15 protein-coding genes are annotated in these 16,359 nt (G+C 70.1%); 8 read left to right on the top strand and 7 right to left on the bottom strand.

Translation table 11 applies throughout. The annotated features are described in order from the left end of the window. Window positions 1–188: 188 nt before the first annotated feature. From ACH4YL_RS03505 to ACH4YL_RS03495, 3 genes are all read right to left on the bottom strand, one after another. Window positions 189–635, bottom strand: a complete 447-nt coding sequence (locus ACH4YL_RS03505) for a nuclear transport factor 2 family protein (RefSeq protein ID WP_398504423.1) — start codon at window positions 633–635, stop codon at window positions 189–191. After that, complete coding sequence (gene folP, locus ACH4YL_RS03500; RefSeq protein WP_398504421.1) at window positions 632–1,489, bottom strand: dihydropteroate synthase; 858 nt, start codon at window positions 1,487–1,489, stop codon at window positions 632–634. Before folP ends, ACH4YL_RS03505 begins: the two co-directional genes overlap by 4 nt. A 217-nt stretch (window positions 1,490–1,706) precedes the next feature. Then, the gene (locus tag ACH4YL_RS03495; protein WP_398504419.1) at window positions 1,707–3,539 is read right to left on the bottom strand and encodes a phosphatidylglycerol lysyltransferase domain-containing protein; all 1,833 of its coding nucleotides are present in this window, start codon (window positions 3,537–3,539) and stop codon (window positions 1,707–1,709) included. Window positions 3,540–3,685: 146 nt separating this feature from the next. Here ACH4YL_RS03495 and ACH4YL_RS03490 point away from each other — a divergent pair, with 146 nt between their 5' ends. Next, complete coding sequence (locus ACH4YL_RS03490) at window positions 3,686–4,795, top strand: alpha/beta hydrolase (protein WP_398504417.1); 1,110 nt, start codon at window positions 3,686–3,688, stop codon at window positions 4,793–4,795. Window positions 4,796–4,850: 55 nt separating this feature from the next. On the opposite strand, the gene ACH4YL_RS03485 is transcribed toward ACH4YL_RS03490, so the two are convergent. Continuing rightward, window positions 4,851–6,017 (bottom strand): ABC transporter ATP-binding protein, encoded by a 1,167-nt coding sequence (locus ACH4YL_RS03485; protein ID WP_398504415.1) that lies wholly within the window; start codon window positions 6,015–6,017, stop codon window positions 4,851–4,853. 128 nt (window positions 6,018–6,145) lie between these two features. Here ACH4YL_RS03485 and ACH4YL_RS03480 point away from each other — a divergent pair, with 128 nt between their 5' ends. The 4 genes from ACH4YL_RS03480 (at window position 6,146) to ACH4YL_RS03465 (ending at window position 9,686) form a co-directional block, all read left to right on the top strand. Beyond that, on the top strand, window positions 6,146–6,919 hold the full coding sequence (locus ACH4YL_RS03480; protein WP_398504413.1) for an ABC transporter permease: 774 nt from the start codon (window positions 6,146–6,148) through the stop codon (window positions 6,917–6,919). After that, a complete protein-coding gene (locus ACH4YL_RS03475; RefSeq protein ID WP_398504411.1) occupies window positions 6,919–7,587 on the top strand; it encodes an ABC transporter permease in 669 nt (222 codons plus the stop codon). The genes ACH4YL_RS03480 and ACH4YL_RS03475 overlap by 1 nt, the downstream gene beginning before the upstream one ends. A gap of 24 nt (window positions 7,588–7,611) precedes the next feature. Next, the gene (locus tag ACH4YL_RS03470; RefSeq protein ID WP_398504409.1) at window positions 7,612–8,583 is read left to right on the top strand and encodes a glycine betaine ABC transporter substrate-binding protein; all 972 of its coding nucleotides are present in this window, start codon (window positions 7,612–7,614) and stop codon (window positions 8,581–8,583) included. A gap of 128 nt (window positions 8,584–8,711) precedes the next feature. Beyond that, the gene (locus ACH4YL_RS03465; RefSeq protein WP_398504407.1) at window positions 8,712–9,686 is read left to right on the top strand and encodes a hypothetical protein; all 975 of its coding nucleotides are present in this window, start codon (window positions 8,712–8,714) and stop codon (window positions 9,684–9,686) included. 52 nt (window positions 9,687–9,738) lie between these two features. On the opposite strand, the gene ACH4YL_RS03460 is transcribed toward ACH4YL_RS03465, so the two are convergent. Both ACH4YL_RS03460 and ACH4YL_RS03455 read right to left on the bottom strand, forming a co-directional pair. Next, window positions 9,739–10,881 carry an NADH-quinone oxidoreductase subunit D gene (locus ACH4YL_RS03460; protein ID WP_398504405.1) on the bottom strand — a complete coding sequence of 381 codons (1,143 nt, stop codon included), beginning with the start codon at window positions 10,879–10,881 and terminating at the stop codon, window positions 9,739–9,741. 34 nt (window positions 10,882–10,915) lie between these two features. Then, window positions 10,916–11,890: an SAM-dependent methyltransferase gene (locus tag ACH4YL_RS03455; protein WP_398505575.1), complete on the bottom strand. Its 975-nt coding sequence runs from the start codon at window positions 11,888–11,890 to the stop codon at window positions 10,916–10,918. A gap of 99 nt (window positions 11,891–11,989) precedes the next feature. Between ACH4YL_RS03455 and ACH4YL_RS03450 the strand changes: the two genes are divergently transcribed. The 3 genes from ACH4YL_RS03450 to ACH4YL_RS03440 all read left to right on the top strand — a co-directional run bounded on the left by ACH4YL_RS03450 (window position 11,990) and on the right by ACH4YL_RS03440 (window position 14,988). Beyond that, window positions 11,990–13,189 carry a sensor histidine kinase gene (locus tag ACH4YL_RS03450; protein ID WP_398504403.1) on the top strand — a complete coding sequence of 400 codons (1,200 nt, stop codon included), beginning with the start codon at window positions 11,990–11,992 and terminating at the stop codon, window positions 13,187–13,189. 27 nt (window positions 13,190–13,216) lie between these two features. Then, window positions 13,217–13,894, top strand: a complete 678-nt coding sequence (locus ACH4YL_RS03445; RefSeq protein ID WP_398504401.1) for a response regulator — start codon at window positions 13,217–13,219, stop codon at window positions 13,892–13,894. Between the two features lie 116 nt (window positions 13,895–14,010). Further along, window positions 14,011–14,988: a zinc-binding alcohol dehydrogenase family protein gene (locus tag ACH4YL_RS03440; RefSeq protein ID WP_398504399.1), complete on the top strand. Its 978-nt coding sequence runs from the start codon at window positions 14,011–14,013 to the stop codon at window positions 14,986–14,988. 51 nt (window positions 14,989–15,039) lie between these two features. Here the strand turns inward: ACH4YL_RS03440 and ACH4YL_RS03435 are convergent, their stop codons facing one another. After that, complete coding sequence (locus tag ACH4YL_RS03435; RefSeq protein ID WP_398505573.1) at window positions 15,040–16,161, bottom strand: DUF5937 family protein; 1,122 nt, start codon at window positions 16,159–16,161, stop codon at window positions 15,040–15,042. Window positions 16,162–16,359 lie beyond the last annotated feature (198 nt).

Below are 16,359 nucleotides of genomic sequence, written 5' to 3'. Positions count from 1 at the left end.
AATCACTCCTGCTGTCGTAGGTCTTGCGGGCACATGGGCCACGTGCGGGCGGCCCATCTCCCGAATCGAATCTACCTGCGAGCACCGACACCGCCTGCCGACGGGGCCCGGGTCCGGGACCCAGGGAGGCTGGTGGCAGCCCCTACCCGGAGCGCCGGATTCCAATCCCCACAAAGTCGCGTACCCACTTACGAGGGGCTCTCCTCGTCCTCTTCCTCGTCGCTTTCCGTCAGTACGGGTGATCCGTGATGTGACCAGATCTTCCACCCGTCCGATGTGCGACGGAACACGTTCGTGGCGACCACGAGCTGTCCGACGAGCGGGCCGAGTTCGCCGCTCTCCTCGGCGGGACCGCCGCTGAGGATGTTCTCCGTACAGGTCACAAGCGCGGTGTCGCCCGCCAGGCTCACCTTCACATCCGTCAGGAAGAACTGGATGTACTCGGTGTTCGCCATGATCAGGGCGTACGAGCGGAGCACCTCGCCGCGGCCCGAAAGCACCGGCCAGCCCGGGTGGATGCAGGAGATGCCCTCGTCCAGCCAGAGCTCGGACAGGCTCTCGAAGTCACCGCGCTCCATGGTCTCGTAGAACGTGGTGTTGGCCTCTTCGACCAGCTCGACGTCGGTACGGCTCACCGGGCGGCCTCGACGGCGCGCGCGACGCGGACGGCATCGGCAGTTGCGCGCACCTCGTGGACGCGGACGGCCCACGCACCCTCGTGCGCCGCGATCGCGGAGACCGCGGCGGTGGCGGCATCCCGCTCCCTGGCCGGTGGCGGCGCGCCCTCCCTGGCCAGTACATGGCCCAGGAACCGCTTGCGGGACGCGGCGACGAGGAGCGGGCGGCCCAGGGCGTGGAGCTCGGCGAGATGGGCGACGAGCGCGAGATCGTGCTCGGCCTGCTTGGCGAATCCGAGACCGGGGTCGACGACGAGACGCTCGGGCGCGATGCCGCCGGCGATCACGGCGTCCATGCGGTCGCGGAGCTCGGCGACGACCTCGGCGACGACGTCGGTGTAGACGGCGCGGCTGTTCATGTCCTGGCTGAAGCCGCGCCAGTGCATGACGACAAAGGGGACGCCGGCCGCGGCGACGGCCGGGACCATGGCGGGGTCGGCGAGACCTCCGCTGACGTCGTTGACGAGTACGGCACCGGCCGCGACGGCCTTGTCGGCGACGGTGGCGCGCATGGTGTCCACGGAGACGGTGACGCCTTCGGCGGCGAGACCGCGTACGACCGGGATGACGCGCCGCAGCTCCTCGTCCTCGTCGACGCGGCTGGCACCGGGCCTGGTGGACTCGCCGCCGACGTCCACGAGGTCCGCGCCCTCGGTGACGAGCTCGAGGCCGTGCTTGACGGCGGCGGTGGTGTCGAACCAGCGACCGCCGTCGGAGAAGGAATCCGGCGTCACATTGATGACGCCCATGACGGCACAGCGATCCCACTGGGGCAGGCCGCCGACCGTGCCGCGTCCACGCAACGTACTCATAGGCCCAGCCTAGGCCCGCACAGCGTCATGCCCACCCACAGGAGCCGCCCGGCCCTTAGGGCCTGTCGTTCGGATCTTGCCGGGCTCGCGTGCCCTGACACGCACACCTGCTGCGTTGTCGTCAGTCGCCAATGCTCCGCAGTGGCTCCTTCCTCCGCCTTGCAGCTGCACGCGCCAGACCCCGCTCGCTGATCCGGCCTGATCCAAACGACAGGCCCTATGCAGCGCGGACCTCGCGCTCCGCCGTGGCGGGAAGGATGTGGGCGCACGGGCGGGCCTGGCGCGGCGGGCGGCGGCGCGCGAAGAGACGCGGGAGGGCCAGCGTGACAAAGCCCTCGGCCTGCATCGCGGCGAAGCCGATGCGCGGCAGGTCACGGGTGTTGCGGAAGACCACGAAGCGCGGCTCCCAGCGCGGCTGGAACTTCGCGTTGAACTTGTACAGCGACTCGATCTGGAACCAGCGGGAGAGGAACACCAGCAGTCCGCGCCACATCCGCAGCACCGGGCCCGCGCCGATCTTCTCGCCGCGGGCGAGCGCCGAGCGGAACATCGCGAAGTTCAGCGAGACCCGCTCGATCTTCAGTGCGGGCGAGGCCTGCAGGGCGGCCACGATCAGCAGTTCGTTCATGCCCGGGTCGGCCGAGCGGTCGCGGCGCATCAGCTCCAGCGACATGCCGTCCGTGCCCCACGGGACGAAGTGGATGATCGCCTTCAGGTCGCCGTACGGAGAATCGGGGTCCGCCTTGTGCGCGGTGGCGATGACGGCGTCACCGTCCGCCGGGTCGCCTATCCGCCCGAGCGCCATGGAGAATCCCCGCTCGGTGTCCGTGCCGCGCCAGTCCTCCGCCGCCTGCCGGATGGCCTCCAGCTCCTCGCCGGAGAGGTCACGAGCGCGCCGCACCCGGGTCGTGTAGCCATTGCGCTCGATACGCTTCACCATCTGGCGTACGTTGCGCATCGCGCGCCCGGTGAGGGAGAAATCCGCGACGTCCACCACCGCCTCGTCGCCGAGTTCGAGCGCGTCCAGTCCGGGCTCCCGGGTCCACACCTCGCCGCCGGTCTCCGAGCAGCCCATGACGGCAGGGGTCCAGGAGTGCGCCTTGGCCTCGTCCATGAAGCGCTCGATCGCGCCCGGCCACGCCTCGACGTCGCCGATCGGGTCGCCGCTGGCGAGCATCACGCCGGAGACGACGCGGTAGGTGACCGCGGCCTTGCCGCTCGGCGAGAAGACGACGCCCTTGTCGCGGCGGGTCGCGAAGTGGCCGAGAGAGTCCCGGCCGCCGTGCCGGGCGAGCAGATCGCGCAGTCGGCGCTCGTCGTCGCCGGTGAGGCGGGCGGTCGGGTGTTCGGGCCGGAAGGCCAGGTAGATGGTGGTGACGGCGGTCAGCAGGCCGAGCGCGCCGAGCGAGTAGCCGACGGTCCAGGAAACCCGGCCCGCATAGTCGACCGGGCCCTCGAAGCCGAAGAGCCCGAACATCACGTGCTCCAGGCGGTCGGTCAGGCTGGGGCTGCCGACCTCCTTGCCCGGATGCGCGCTGACGATGACCAGTCCGAGGCCGAGGGAACCGGCGCCCATGAGGACGAAGTTGGCCACTGCCCGCCAGCGGCTGCGGGGATCGGGCAGCGCCGCGAACTCCCTCCGGTGACGCAGCAGCAGCGCGAGCAGCACCAGCGAGACCAGCGCGCCGATGACCGAGTGCCGGTAGACGAACTGCGCCACGGCCCCGGCGGGCAGCAGAATCACCGCGGCACGCCAGGCCCGGCGCTTGTGGCGCTTGAGGCCGTGCGCCAGCAGCAGGAGCAGTACGCCGGCGCTCAGCGAGAGCGCCGCGGCGAATGGACCGGTGGCTCCTGGGAGCACCTCGGCCATCGAGTGCATACGGCTGTGCCGGAACCGGGGGAAGACCCCGGCGGCGATGTCGATCAGGCCGACGAGTGTGCATGCCGTGCCGACCAGCGAAGGGACCCGCTCCGGGCTGGGGCCGCGCAGCACGCGACGTACCCGATCCGGAACCAACCCTGATTTGTCCCCATCTACCGTTGCAGACATCGCTTCCCGTGACTCCGCGAGAGATCCTGTGTCCGTGGGCCGCAGTCAGCGGACTTTGGACGATTTGCGCTCTCTAGGACGGGACTTCCGGGGGGCGGGTTCACTCACTCACAGGAAATTCTCAAGGAAGAAAGCTCACGCGACTCATGGGTCTGACCAGTAACAAAGTTCTGGCCTTGGCCGTCCTTCTGGCCGTTGTGCTGTTCGCCGCCACCGTCTGGCTCTGGCCGCGGCTGGCGAAACGCGGCTGGCGAGCCGTCACCGGAAGGATCGGCCTTCTGCTTGCGACCCAGTTCGCGCTCTTCGCGGCGGTCGGCCTTGCGGCCAACAACTCCTTTCTCTTCTACGGCTCCTGGTCCGACCTCTTCGGCCAGAAGCAGGAGCTGGGCGTGGTGGTGGACCACTCCGCGGCCGGGAAGCGGATCAAGGTCGTCGACCGGCAGCGGCTGGACGTGCCGGGCGGCGCGCGGTGGGCGGTGGGCGGCCAGATACAGAAGGTCGTCATTGCCGGCGAGAAGTCGAAGATCGACAGCCCGGCCTATGTCTATCTGCCGCCGGAGTATTTCCAGCCCCAATACCGGAAAAGCAACTTTCCGGCGGCTCTGGTGGTGACCGGCTACCCCGGCACCGCGGAGAACCTGATCAAAGGGCTGAAGTATCCGAAGACGGCGTATCAGCAGGCCAAGGACGGCAAGATGCAGCCGATGATCCTGGTCATGCTGCGGCCGACCGTCGCGCCGCCGCGGGACACCGAATGCGTGGACATACCGGGCGGGCCGCAGACCGAGACGTACTTCGCCAAGGATCTGCCGAAGGCGATCTCGGAGACGTACCGGGTGGGGACCAAGCCGGAGAACTGGGGCTTCATCGGGAACTCCACCGGCGGTTACTGCGCCCTGAAGATCGGGCTGCACCACCCGGAGCAGTTCTCGGTGGCCGCGGGCCTCTCCGCGTACTACAAGGCTGCCGAAGACCCGACCACAGGCGACCTCTTCCACGGCGACAAGAAGGCGAAGAGCCGCGCCAATCTGCTCTGGAGCCTGGACCACCTGCCGCAGGGGAAGTCGTCCTTCCTGGTCACCAGCTCCGAGTCGGGCGAGCACAACCTCAAGGGCACGCGGGAGTTCATCAAGAAGGTGAAGGCGCCCGCACGCGTCTCGTCGATCATGCTCGACAGCGGCGGGCACAACTTCAACACCTGGCGACGCGAGATTCCGCCGGCGCTGGTGTGGATGTCCGGCCGGCTCAAGGCCTGAAGTCCCGAGGCCCAAAGCCCCGAGGCCTGAAGCCCTGTGGCCAAAGCCCCGCGGCCTAAAGGCCCTTCGCGACTCCCGCCACCGTCTCGATCGACTCCAGGTCGACCTCCGTACGGGGGATGGCCTGGGCGTCCGCGTCGATCGAGCGGCGCAGCGCCTCGTGCAGCCGGGCCGGCGTGAGGACGCCGAGGAAGCGGCCCGTCTCCTCCTTGTCGATCACCGCGATCCAGCCCGCGTCGTGCTGGAGCATCGTGGAGAACGCCTGCTTGAGCGTGGCGCCGACCGGCAGCCAGGCCTCCATCCGGCGGGCGTGCTCGCGCACCGAGCCGCTGCCCCGCGTCTGTTCCTCGGAGATCCAGCCGTGCAGGTTGTCCTCGGCGTCCAGGACCACGGCCCAGCGGGAGCCGAGCTCGCGCGGCAGCGGGTCGTCGAGATGCACGACGGGCGGCTGCTCCAGGTCGCCCTCCTCGATGGGAGTGACGGAGAGCCGCTTGAGGCCGCGGTCCGCGCCGACGAAGTCCGCGACGTACGGCGTCGCCGGAGTGCCGAGCACCGCGGCCGGGTGGTCGAACTGCTCGATCCGGCCCTGTCCGTAGACGGCGATACGGTCGCCGAGGCGGACGGCCTCCTCGATGTCATGGGTGACGAACAACACGGTCTTGCGGACCTGCGACTGGAGCCTGAGGAACTCGTTCTGCAGATGCTCGCGCACCACCGGGTCCACCGCGCCGAACGGTTCGTCCATCAGCAGCACCGGCGGATCGGCCGCGAGCGCCCGGGCCACGCCGACGCGCTGGCGCTGGCCGCCGGAGAGCTGCTCGGGGTAGCGCGAGCCGTACGTCTTCGGGTCGAGGCCGACCAGATCGAGCAGTTCGGCGGCGCGCTCACGGGCCTTGCCGCGCTGCCAGCCGAGGAGATGAGGGACGGTCGCGGTGTTCTCCAGGACCGTTTTGTGCGGGAAGAGTCCGACCTGCTGGATGACATAGCCGATACGGCGGCGCAGTTGGACGGGGTCGATGGCGGATATGTCGGCCCCGTCGAGAAATATCCGGCCGTCGCTCGGCTCGATGAGGCGGTTGACCATCTTCATCGTGGTGGTCTTGCCGCAGCCGGAGGGTCCGACGAGCGTCACCAGCTCGCCCTCGGCGACCTCGAACGACAGGTCGTCGACCGCTGTCGTCCCGTCCGGGTATCGCTTGGTCACATGCTCGAAACGGATCATGGTTCCCCATTGTGACGGGTGTTGTGTGAAAGCCATGTTGCTGCAATGTGGCGGCTCTCGGCGATTGTCAGTGGCCAGGGATATGGTCGCCAGACATACGTTCGGCGTGGCAGGGGAGGTGGGAGTGCATGAGCTTGCAGCAGGCTGCGCAGGGCTGTCTGGCGGCCAATGACTGGATCTGCGGCGAGTACCTCCGCAGCCGCAGCCAGGAGTTGACCGACGCCACCGTCCAACATGTGTGGATCACCGTGGTGTCGGTGGTGATCGGACTGGCCGTGGCGTTCCCGCTGGCGTTGCTGGCCCGCGCGAAGCCCGCCTTCGCGGGACCCGTGCTGGGCCTCACGACGCTGCTCTACACGATTCCGTCGCTGGCGATGTTCTCGCTGCTGCTGCCGGTCTTCGGACTCTCGGCGGCGCTGGTCGTGACCGGCCTGGTGCTGTACTCGCTCACCATTCTCGTGCGGAACATCATGGCCGGTCTCGAAGCGGTGCCCGATGACGCGCGGGAGGCCGCGCGCGGGATGGGTTACGGACCGGGCCGGCTGCTCTGGGAGGTCGAACTGCCACTGGCGCTGCCCGCGTTGATGGCGGGCCTGCGCATCGCGACCGTCTCTACGATTGCGCTGACCACGGTCGGCGCGCTGGTCGGCAAGGGCGGTCTGGGCAATCTCATCGACGACGGCGTGCAGACCACCTTCAAGGCGCAGGTACTGACCGCGTCCGTGCTGTGCGTGCTGCTGGCCGCCGTCGCGGATCTGCTCCTGCTCGGAGTGCAGCGGCTGCTGACGCCCTGGACGCGAATACGCACGTCGCCGACGCGCACGGGGACGCCGGGCTCGGCGGCGACCGGCACCGGTACGCCCGGTGCGGGGGCGACCGTCACGGCGAAGGGGACGGCCTGATGGGCGTAGTGGCCGACGCGTGGACCTGGCTCACCACCGGGTCCAACTGGTCGGGGGAGAGCGGCGCCTGGCACCGGCTGGGCGAGCATGTCTACGTCAGCGGGGTGTCGCTGGCCCTGGCCTGCGCGATCGCACTGCCCATCGCACTGTGGCTGGGCCATCTCGGCAAGGGCGGCGCGCTCGCGATCAATGTCTCGAACGCGGGCCGGGCCATCCCGGTCTTCGCGGTCCTCGCCCTCTTCATGCTCACGCCGCTGCGCAGCGCCGGCTATGCGCCGACGATCATCGCGCTGGTGCTGTTCGCCGTGCCGCCGCTGCTGACGAACGCCTATGTCGGCATGCGGGAGGTGGACCACGCCGTGGTGGAGGCCGCGCGGGGGATGGGGATGTCGGGCGGGCAGCTCTTCTTCCGGGTCGAACTGCCACTCGCGTATCCGCTGCTGATGACCGGGCTCAGGTCGGCCGCCGTCCAGGTGGTGGCCACGGCCACGATCGCCTCGATGGTCGGCCAGGGCGGCCTCGGCCGCATCATCACGGCGGGCTTCAACACGTACAACACACCTCAGGTCGTGGCCGGTGCGTTGCTGGCGGCGCTGCTCGCGCTGCTCGTGGAAGGGGTGCTGGTGGCGGCCGACCGGCTGCTGAACCCCCTCCGTAAGACCGTGTGACAACACTTGGACGGAGAGAACCTGATGAGCAAGACCTCGCGCATCGCGGGTGCGGTACTCGGTGTGGTGGCCCTGACGGGTTCTCTCGCCGCATGCGGCGGCGACAGCCTGGAGAAGGAGAAGAGCGGTCCGGCACCGGCCGGTGGCTCGGGCAAGAAGGGCTCGCTCGTCGTCGGCGCCGCGTCCTTCACCGAGTCCAAGGTGCTTGCCGAGCTGTATGCCCAGCTCCTGGCCGACGCCGGATACAAGACGTCCGTGACCACGGTGAAGAACCGTGAGCTTTACGAACCCTCGCTGGAGAAGGGCGAGATAGACGTCGTGCCGGAATACGCCGCGACGATCGCCGAATTCCTCAACGCGAAGGCGAACGGACCGAAGGCGCCCGAGGAGAAGCCCGTGGCGTCCGGCGATGTCGACGCCACGGTCGCCGCGCTCACCAAGCTCGCCGAGCCGCGCGGGCTGAAGGTGCTGCCGGCCGGCGAGGCCGTCGACCAGAACGCGTTCGCGGTGAGCAAGGAATTCGCCGAGAAGAACAAGCTCAAGACTCTCTCCGATCTCGGCAAGTCGAAGCTCAAGGTGAAGATCGCCGCGGGTGACGAGTGCGAGGTGCGGCCCTTCTGCGCGCCCGGTCTGAAGAAGACGTACGGCATCGATGTGGCGGGCATCGACCCCTTGGGCGTCGGCACTCCGCAGGCCAAGCAGGCGGTCAAGGACGGCAAGGACCAGCTCGTGCTGACCACGACCACCGACGCCGTGATCGACGGTCTGGTCTTCCTGGAGGACGACAAGAAGCTCCAGAACGCGGACAACGTCCTGCCGGTGGTCAATGCGAAGGACGCGGGCAGCAAGGAGATAGCCGATGTCCTCGCCAAGCTCACCAAGGTGCTGACCACCGAGGACCTCGCTGAGCTGAACCGCAAGGTGGACGCCGAGCGGGCAAAGCCGGAGGACGCGGCGAAGGCATATCTGGAGTCCAAGAGCCTGCTCACGAAGTAGCCGGAGACTGCGTACTGGGGAGTAAGAAAGTGCTCACGGAGCGGTTAAGGTGCGGCCCGGCGTTCTTGAACCAGAGATTTGCCGGGCCGACACCCCATTCGGCGTCTACGCACGGTAAATTTCAGGCCATGCCACGTGGACGCCACCGCCATTCCCCGCCCCTTCACAGGCTGCTGCCGCCTTCCGCGGTCGCCGGAGCGTCGGTTTTGTGTGCCGCCGGCGCGTGGTTTCTGGCGGAGCCACTAGTGCTCCGCACGCTGGTCACGGCCGCGACAGCCGCCGCCGTCACCGGCGCGGTCATGATGCGCAGTTGGGACCGGGCCGCCGGACGAGCCGTCGCCGAGCTCACCCGCGCCCGTGCCAGCGACGCGTGGAAGACCGAGGAGCGCATAGCCGAACTCGAAACGGATATCGACGAATCGCGCGAGCTGCGCGTCAAGCTCGACGCCAAGCTGCGCGCCAAGCGCGTCGAGCTGGCCGCGCTGCGCGGTGAGCACGCCGCGCTGCTGCGGCGGTACGCGACCGCCGAGACCGAGCGGGCCGGCGTGCTCGAGGACCGCAGGCAGCTGGCGCTCGAAGCGGCCGCCCCGGCCAAGGCCCTGCCGCCGGCGGGGACCACGCCCACCCCGGCCACGTTCCTGCGCGCCAACAAGGCGCTGGACAACCTGTCGCGCAACGCGGCCGCGCAGGAGGCGCAGCGCACCGTCGACGAAGCCCGGCGCCGCGATATCGCGGAGCGATCCCGGGAGGCGGACGAGCCGCAGGGGAAGCACGCGGCGGCCGCCGGGGGAGAGCAGCACAGCCACCCGACGTCCGCCGTTCCCGCCAGGCGTCCCGTCCCGGCGGCGGCAGCGATCGTTCCGTACGGGCCGCAGTGCCGCCCCGCCAAGCGCCGTCCTGAGGGCGGCTTCGACTTCTTCGGCACGCAGAAGGCGATCGAGGCCGTGCAGGAGGAGGACCTCGCCGATGTGGTGGGCGAGGAGGCACTGGCCGAGGAGCGTACGGACCATGCGCGCGCGGTCGGCAAGGTGATCGACCTGACGGCGCACGACGAGACGGAGCAGCTCGACGTGGCCGAGCTGCGCAACGCGGTCAGCTCCTAGGACGGTCCGTTCCCGGGACTGCCTGTCGTCCGGGGCTGCCTGCCGTCGTCGGCTACTTGTCGATGTCGCCGACGACGAAGAACAGCGAGCCCAGGATCGCAACCATGTCCGCGACCAGCGTGCCCGGCAGCAGCTCGACGAGGGCCTGGATGTTGTTGTACGACGCCGAGCGGAGCTTCAGCCGGTACGGAGTCTTCTCGCCCTTGGAGACCAGGTAGTAGCCGTTGATCCCGAGCGGATTCTCGGTCCAGGCGTAGGTGTGGCCCTCCGGCGCCTTGAGCACCTTCGGCAGCCGCTGGTTGATCGGGCCGGGCGGCAGCTCGGCGATCCGGTCCAGGCAGGCGTCCGCGAGCTCCAGCGCGTTGTGCGTCTGCTCCAGCAGCACCTCGAAGCGGGCCAGGCAGTCGCCCTCCGAGCGCGTGACGACCCTCAGGGTGTCCTGCAGCTCTCCGTACGCCAGATACGGCTCGTCGCGGCGCAGATCGAAGTCGACGCCGGAGGCACGGGCGATGGGGCCGCTCACTCCGTACGCATGCACCGTCTCCGCCTTGAGGGTGCCGACGCCGCGGGTGCGGCCGCGGAAGATCTCGTTGCCGAGCACCAGGCGGTCGTACACGTCCATCCGCGAGTTGACCTCGGCCACGGCGGCCCGGGCACGGCCGAGCCAGCCCGCCGGCAGGTCCTCCTTGAGGCCGCCGACCCGGTTGAACATGTAGTGCATCCGGCCGCCGGAGATCTCCTCCATGACGTGCTGGAGGTCCTCCCGCTCGCGGAAGGCGTGGAAGATCGGCGTGATGCCGCCCAGTTCGAGGGGGTACGAGCCGAGGAACATCAGGTGGTTCAGTACGCGGTTGAGCTCGGCGAGGAGCGTACGGGTCCAGACCGCGCGCTCCGGGACCTCCATGCCGAGCATGCGCTCGACGGCCATGACGACGCCGAGCTCGTTGGAGAAGGCGGAGAGCCAGTCGTGGCGGTTGGCCAGCATCACGATCTGGCGGTAGTCGCGGGCCTCGAAGAGCTTCTCCGCGCCGCGGTGCATATAGCCGATGACCGGCTCGGCGTGCTGGATGCGCTCTCCGTCGAGGACGAGGCGGAGGCGGAGGACGCCGTGGGTGGAGGGGTGCTGGGGGCCGATGTTGAGCACCATGTCGGTGCTCTCCGCCGCGCCGCCGATGCCGACCGTGGTCTCCGTCATGGCGCCAGTATCTCTCGCCGGGTCCAGGCCCCGGCTACCCGGTCCCGGGGCCGGTCTTCTGGAACAGCCAGCCGAAGTCGCCGAGGCCGCCCAGGGCCGTCAGTTCCGACGCCTCGCTCGCCGAGGACAGCGCGCGGACATAGCCCGTGGGGTCCGTCGACGCGAGGGCCAGCGGCGGGCGGGTACCCGAAATGCCCAGGTTCCGTAGCGCGTCCCGCTGCGAGACCAGCTCCGCGCCCGGCAGCGCGCACGCGTCCAGTGCCACATGCGCCGTGATGTCGCACGTGCCGTCCGGGACCGGGCGGACCTCGCGGCCGTCGCGGAAGCCCGTCAGCGTGCCGAACGGCGGACGCGACCCGGCGGTGTGCGCGTAGTCGACGGCGACCGCGAGGCCCGACCGCAGCGTGCCTGCCGCCCGCGCCCACGCCTCGTCGCGCGGGCGGCCGATCTCCGCCCGGGCACCCGGCTCCGTCAGGGGCCACCAGCGCGCCAGCCACTCCGCGTCCGCGCCGGTGACCGGCTCTCCCAGGCGTTCCGTGCCGTCGTCGTGTACGAGGACCCGGCGCACCACCCCGTCCGGGTCCACTTCGGCGACGTCCACCGGGACGTTGTCCAGCCACTCGTTGGCGAAGAGGAGTCCGCTGACGCCGGCGGGCGGCTGAGGGGTCCACTCGATGCGCGGGTCCAGACCGGCAGGGCGGGCGGCCCGTTCGACGGCGTACGCCTGTACCGGAAAGCCGGACGGCAGGGCCGCGAGCACGCCGGTGATCAGTTCGCCGCGGCCCGCGCCCATGTCGACGAGAGCCATCTCACTCTCCGTCTTTTCGGCCGTGGCGAGCAGCAGCCGCGCCACGGCCGAGGCGAACAGCGGCGAGGCGTGGACAGATGTACGGAAGTGTCCAGCAGGGCCTTCGGGTCGCAGGTAGAAGCCATCAGGCCCGTACAGCGCGGCCTCCGAGGCTTCCCGCCAGCCGCGCCACTGACACGTATCAGCCGTCCCGTCATCCATCACGCGCCCAAGTCTCCACCTTGGGGAGTACCTTTCGGACCGCAGGATCGCTCCCCCGGTTGACCCCTGCACCTATCCGCCTTCCCTACGCTGGGTTACGTGCAGCTCCTCTATGACTTCCTCCGCAGACACCCGACGGGCGTCGACACCTTCTGGGGTGTTGTGCTCTTCGGGTTCTCTCTGCTGTGGGCCACGACGGTTCCGGTCGGGATCGAGGCCAAGTGGATCGCGGCCGGGATCGCGCTGCTGCTGAGTCTGGTCGTGGCGCTGCGCCGCCGGATGCCGGAGAAGATGCTGGTCCTCGCCGGTGTGCTGGGTCTGGCCCAGCTCGTGCTGGACATCGAGGTCAACCCGGCCGACTTCGCGATGCTGGTGATCATCTACACCGTGGCGGCGCACGACGGGCCGCGCTGGTCGGCCCGCTTCGCGCTGCTCGGAGGTCTTTCGGCGGCGACGCTGGCACAGGTGCGCTGGCCGGAGGAGAACACCGGCGTCGCCGGCAGAGTCTTCATAGTGATCGTGATGAGCGTGCCGTTCGCGCTGGCCTGGGTGCTCGGCGACTCGATACGCACCCGCAGGGCGTACTTCGCCCAGCTCGAGGAGCGCGCATCGCGGCTGGAGCGGGAGCGCGAGGCGCAGTCGAAGGTCGCGGTTGCGGCCGAGCGGGCGCGGATCGCCCGTGAGCTGCACGATGTCGTCGCGCACAACGTCTCGGTGATGGTCGTCCAGGCCGACGGCGCGGCCTATGTGCTCGACGCCGCGCCCGATCAGGCCAAGCAGGCGCTGGAGACCATCTCCAGCACCGGCCGCCAGGCGCTCGCGGAGATGCGGCGGCTGCTCGGCGTGCTGCGCACCGGCGACGTCCAGGAGGGCGGCGAGTACGTCCCGCAGCCGGACGTGCAGCAGATCGAGGACCTGGTCGAGCAGGTGCGCCGCGCGGGTCTCACCGTGGACTTCAAGATCGAGGGGACGCCGCGGCAGCTGCCGAGCGGCGTCGAGCTCACCGCGTACCGCATCGTGCAGGAGGCCCTGACCAACACCCGCAAGCACGGCGGCCCGGAGGTCGGCGCCAGCGTGCGGCTCGTCTACTTCGACGACGGCCTCGGCCTGCTGGTCGAGGACGACGGCCGCGGCTCGGCGCACGAGCTGTACGAGGACGGCGGCGCCGACGGCAAGGGCCACGGGCTCATCGGCATGCGGGAACGGGTCGGTATGGTCGGCGGCACGCTGGACGCGGGGCCCCGGCCCGGCGGCGGATTCCGGATCAGCGCACTGCTCCCGCTCAAGCCCGCCCACTAGCCCCTACAGACCGAGGACACCACTGACATGTCCATCCGCGTGATGCTCGTCGACGATCAGGTGCTGCTGCGCACCGGCTTCCGGATGGTGCTCGCCGCACAGCCGGACATGGAGGTCGTGGCGGAGGCGGGCGACGGCGCGGAGGCGATCGACATCCTCCGCTCGACGGCCGTCGACGTCGTGCTGATGGACGTCCGCATGCCGCGGCTGGACGGCGTCGAGGCGACCCGCCGCATCTGTGCGGAGCCGGACGCGCCGAAGGTGCTGATCCTGACCACCTTCGACCTGGACGAGTACGCCTTCTCCGGGCTGAAGGCGGGCGCGAGCGGCTTCATGCTCAAGGACGTGCCGCCGGCCGAGCTGCTGGGCGCGATCCGCTCGGTCCACAGCGGCGACGCGGTCGTCGCGCCGTCCACCACGCGCCGTCTCCTGGACCGCTTCTCGCCGATGCTCCCGAGCAGCGGCAGCGAGCCCCGCAACAAGGAGCTGGAGCGGCTCACCGAGCGCGAGCGCGAGGTGATGATGCTGGTCGCGCAGGGCCTGTCGAACGGCGAGATCGCGGGCCGTCTGGTGCTCTCGGAAGCCACGGTCAAGACCCATGTGGGCCGCATCCTCACGAAGCTGAACCTGCGGGACCGGGTGCAGGTGGTGGTGCTGGCGTACGAGTCGGGCCTGGTGCGGGCGGGCGGCGGGCCGGCGTCCTGACGCGACCGTCGGACCGGAGCGTTTCCTCCTTGCGCAGTGTTCGATGGCGCCCGTACACTCAAAGTGTTCGCTTTTCATTGAACACTCTCTGAGTGCTCCCGGCGGAGGAGTCCGGCATGCGCGCAATCCAGGTGACGGAGTACGGCGGCCCCGAAGTGCTGCGACTGGCCGAGGTGGATGCGCCCGAGCCCGGCCCCGGAGAGGTCGCCGTCGATGTCGCGTACGCCGGAGTGAACTTCGCCGAGATCAAGGCACGGCGCACCGGCTACCGCGTGCCAAGCCTGCCTTTCCGTCCGGGACTTGAGGTCTCGGGCCGCATCCGGACGCTCGGCGAGGGCGTCACCGGCCTGGCCGTCGGCCAGGAGGTCGCCGCCTTCACCGTGGGCGGCGGCTATGCGGAGGTCGCGCTCGCCCCGGCCGCGCAGACCTTCGCCGTACCGGCCGGGCTCTCGCTGCGTACCGCCGCCACCCTGCCGACCGTGCTGCCGACCGCGCACGCGCTCGTCCACGAGGCCGGCCGGCTGCGGTCCGGCGAGAGCGTGCTGGTGCACGGCGCGGCAGGCGGAGTCGGCACGGCCGCGGGACAGCTGGCCAAGCGGGTCGGCGAGGTCACGGTGTACGGAGTGGTGTCGTCGCCCGCCAAGGCCGAGTTCGCGCTGAAGCACGGCTACGACCAGGTCTTCGTCGGCGACGACTGGGCGGCGCGGCTGGCGGACGCCACCGGCGGGCGCGGCGTCGACCTGCTGCTCGACCCGATCGGCGGTGACGCACTGCGCCACGCGCTGGACTGCCTTTCGCCGTTCGGACGGGTGGTGTCCTTCGGCAACACGAGCGACGAGGCTGCCTGGCAGTTCGGCACGGCCGAACTCGCCCCCGGCGCACGGTCGGTGACCGCATTCTCGATCATGACGCTTGCGGGGACCGCGCCGCAGGCGCTGCGGACGCTGTCCGAGCGGGCCTTCCGGCTGGTCGCCGACGGCGAGGTGGAACTGCCCGTCACCGCCGAACTGCCGCTCGCGGAGGCGGCGGAGGCGCACCGGCTGATGGAGAGCCGCGCGACGACCGGCAAGCTCCTGCTGCGCATCGGCGCCTAGGCCTCTCGTCCCGAACAGGCCCTGGCGCAGGACCGCTCAGCACAGGACCGTTCAGCGCAGGACCGTCTCCAGGAAGTCGCTGCCGAGGCGGGCCACCGCGGCGACGTCCAGCTGGTGCAGTACATAACGGCCGCGCCGGCGCGTGGAGATGAGCCCGGCCTTCTTCAGCACGGCCAGATGACGGGAGACTTCGGGCGCGGTGAGGTTGTACACGTCGGCCAGTTCGCTCGTCGTGAACGCAGCGCGGGCGAGTTTGCGGCACAGGCGCATGCGCATGGGGTGGGCCAGCGCCTCCATCCGCAGCTTCAGCAGCTCGACGGGCGCGGGTCCGGGCAGCCCGGGCGAGGCGACCGGATAGTGGATCACCGGCCGCCAGCCGGGCGCGTGCAGCACCATCAGGTGCGGCCAGCCGAAGCTCGTCGGAACGAGAGTGAGCCCGGCGCCGACGGCCGGGTCGACCGCCGTCGTCCGGCCGTCCGCGAGCTTGTCGGCGCTGATACGGGTCCCGTCCTCGTCCACCGTGAGCGCCGGCGACACGGCGTGCAGGGCGTCGGCCAGGCCCTTGCGGTGCAGCACATCGGTCTTGTGGCGGGCGTCGGCCGCGAGCGCAGGGGCGACCCGGCGCCAGGTGTCGGCGAAGAAGGCCTGGTCGCAGTCCTCGAACAGGCGACGCACCCAGGCGCGTACGGAAGCGGGGTCGTCCAGCAGCCGCCGGGTGAAGGCCAGCTGCGTGGGTCCTCGGTTGGCGGCGAGTTCGAGCGCCCGCTCGCGGCGGGCGGGGTCGCTGAGGGCGGAGGGGGCGCCGGTCCCGTACCTACTGGCGCAGGTGAACTCCAGCGCGGCGGAGACGAACCGCTCGTCGTCGAGCCGGTCGAGCAGATCCAGCTCCTCGGCGATCGTGGCACCCGCACGCTCGCCCACGGCTCCGCCCGCGGGCAGTCCGGCGAACGGCATGAAGACGTCCGAGAACGTCGACCGCCACAGGAAGTCGGCCTCGTGCATCCGGTCGGCGAGATCGGGCTTGAGCGCGGCGGCGGTCGCGGTGGCCCAGCCGTGCAGCCCCGGGTGGTGCGCGGGCTCGGCGAGCGCGTGCAGCGCCACGCCGAGCTCGGCGAGTGGGGATATGTCGAAGACGACGCGCTCCTGGGGGAGCCCTGCGATGTCGATGGTCACGCTCACGCGCTCCATGGTGCGGGATCGGGGAGGCGAGCCCGCCACCACTTGACGGCCCGCGTCAATCGGAGGACGCCCAGGGCCTGATCCAAACGACAGGCCCTAGTACTGCAACGGTGTTTGCCGTGACGGTTGGGCAGTTCAGTCGTTGGTGTGGTTATGGGTGGGGACCTTGCTGATGTCAGGTTGTGGGCCGGG

Source organism: Streptomyces sp. NPDC020681, from assembly GCF_044334895.1.
In the GTDB taxonomy this organism is placed as follows: domain Bacteria; phylum Actinomycetota; class Actinomycetes; order Streptomycetales; family Streptomycetaceae; genus Streptomyces.
The sequence above is the reverse complement of the archived record's forward strand: the minus strand, read 5'-3'. Positions and strand labels throughout refer to the sequence as shown.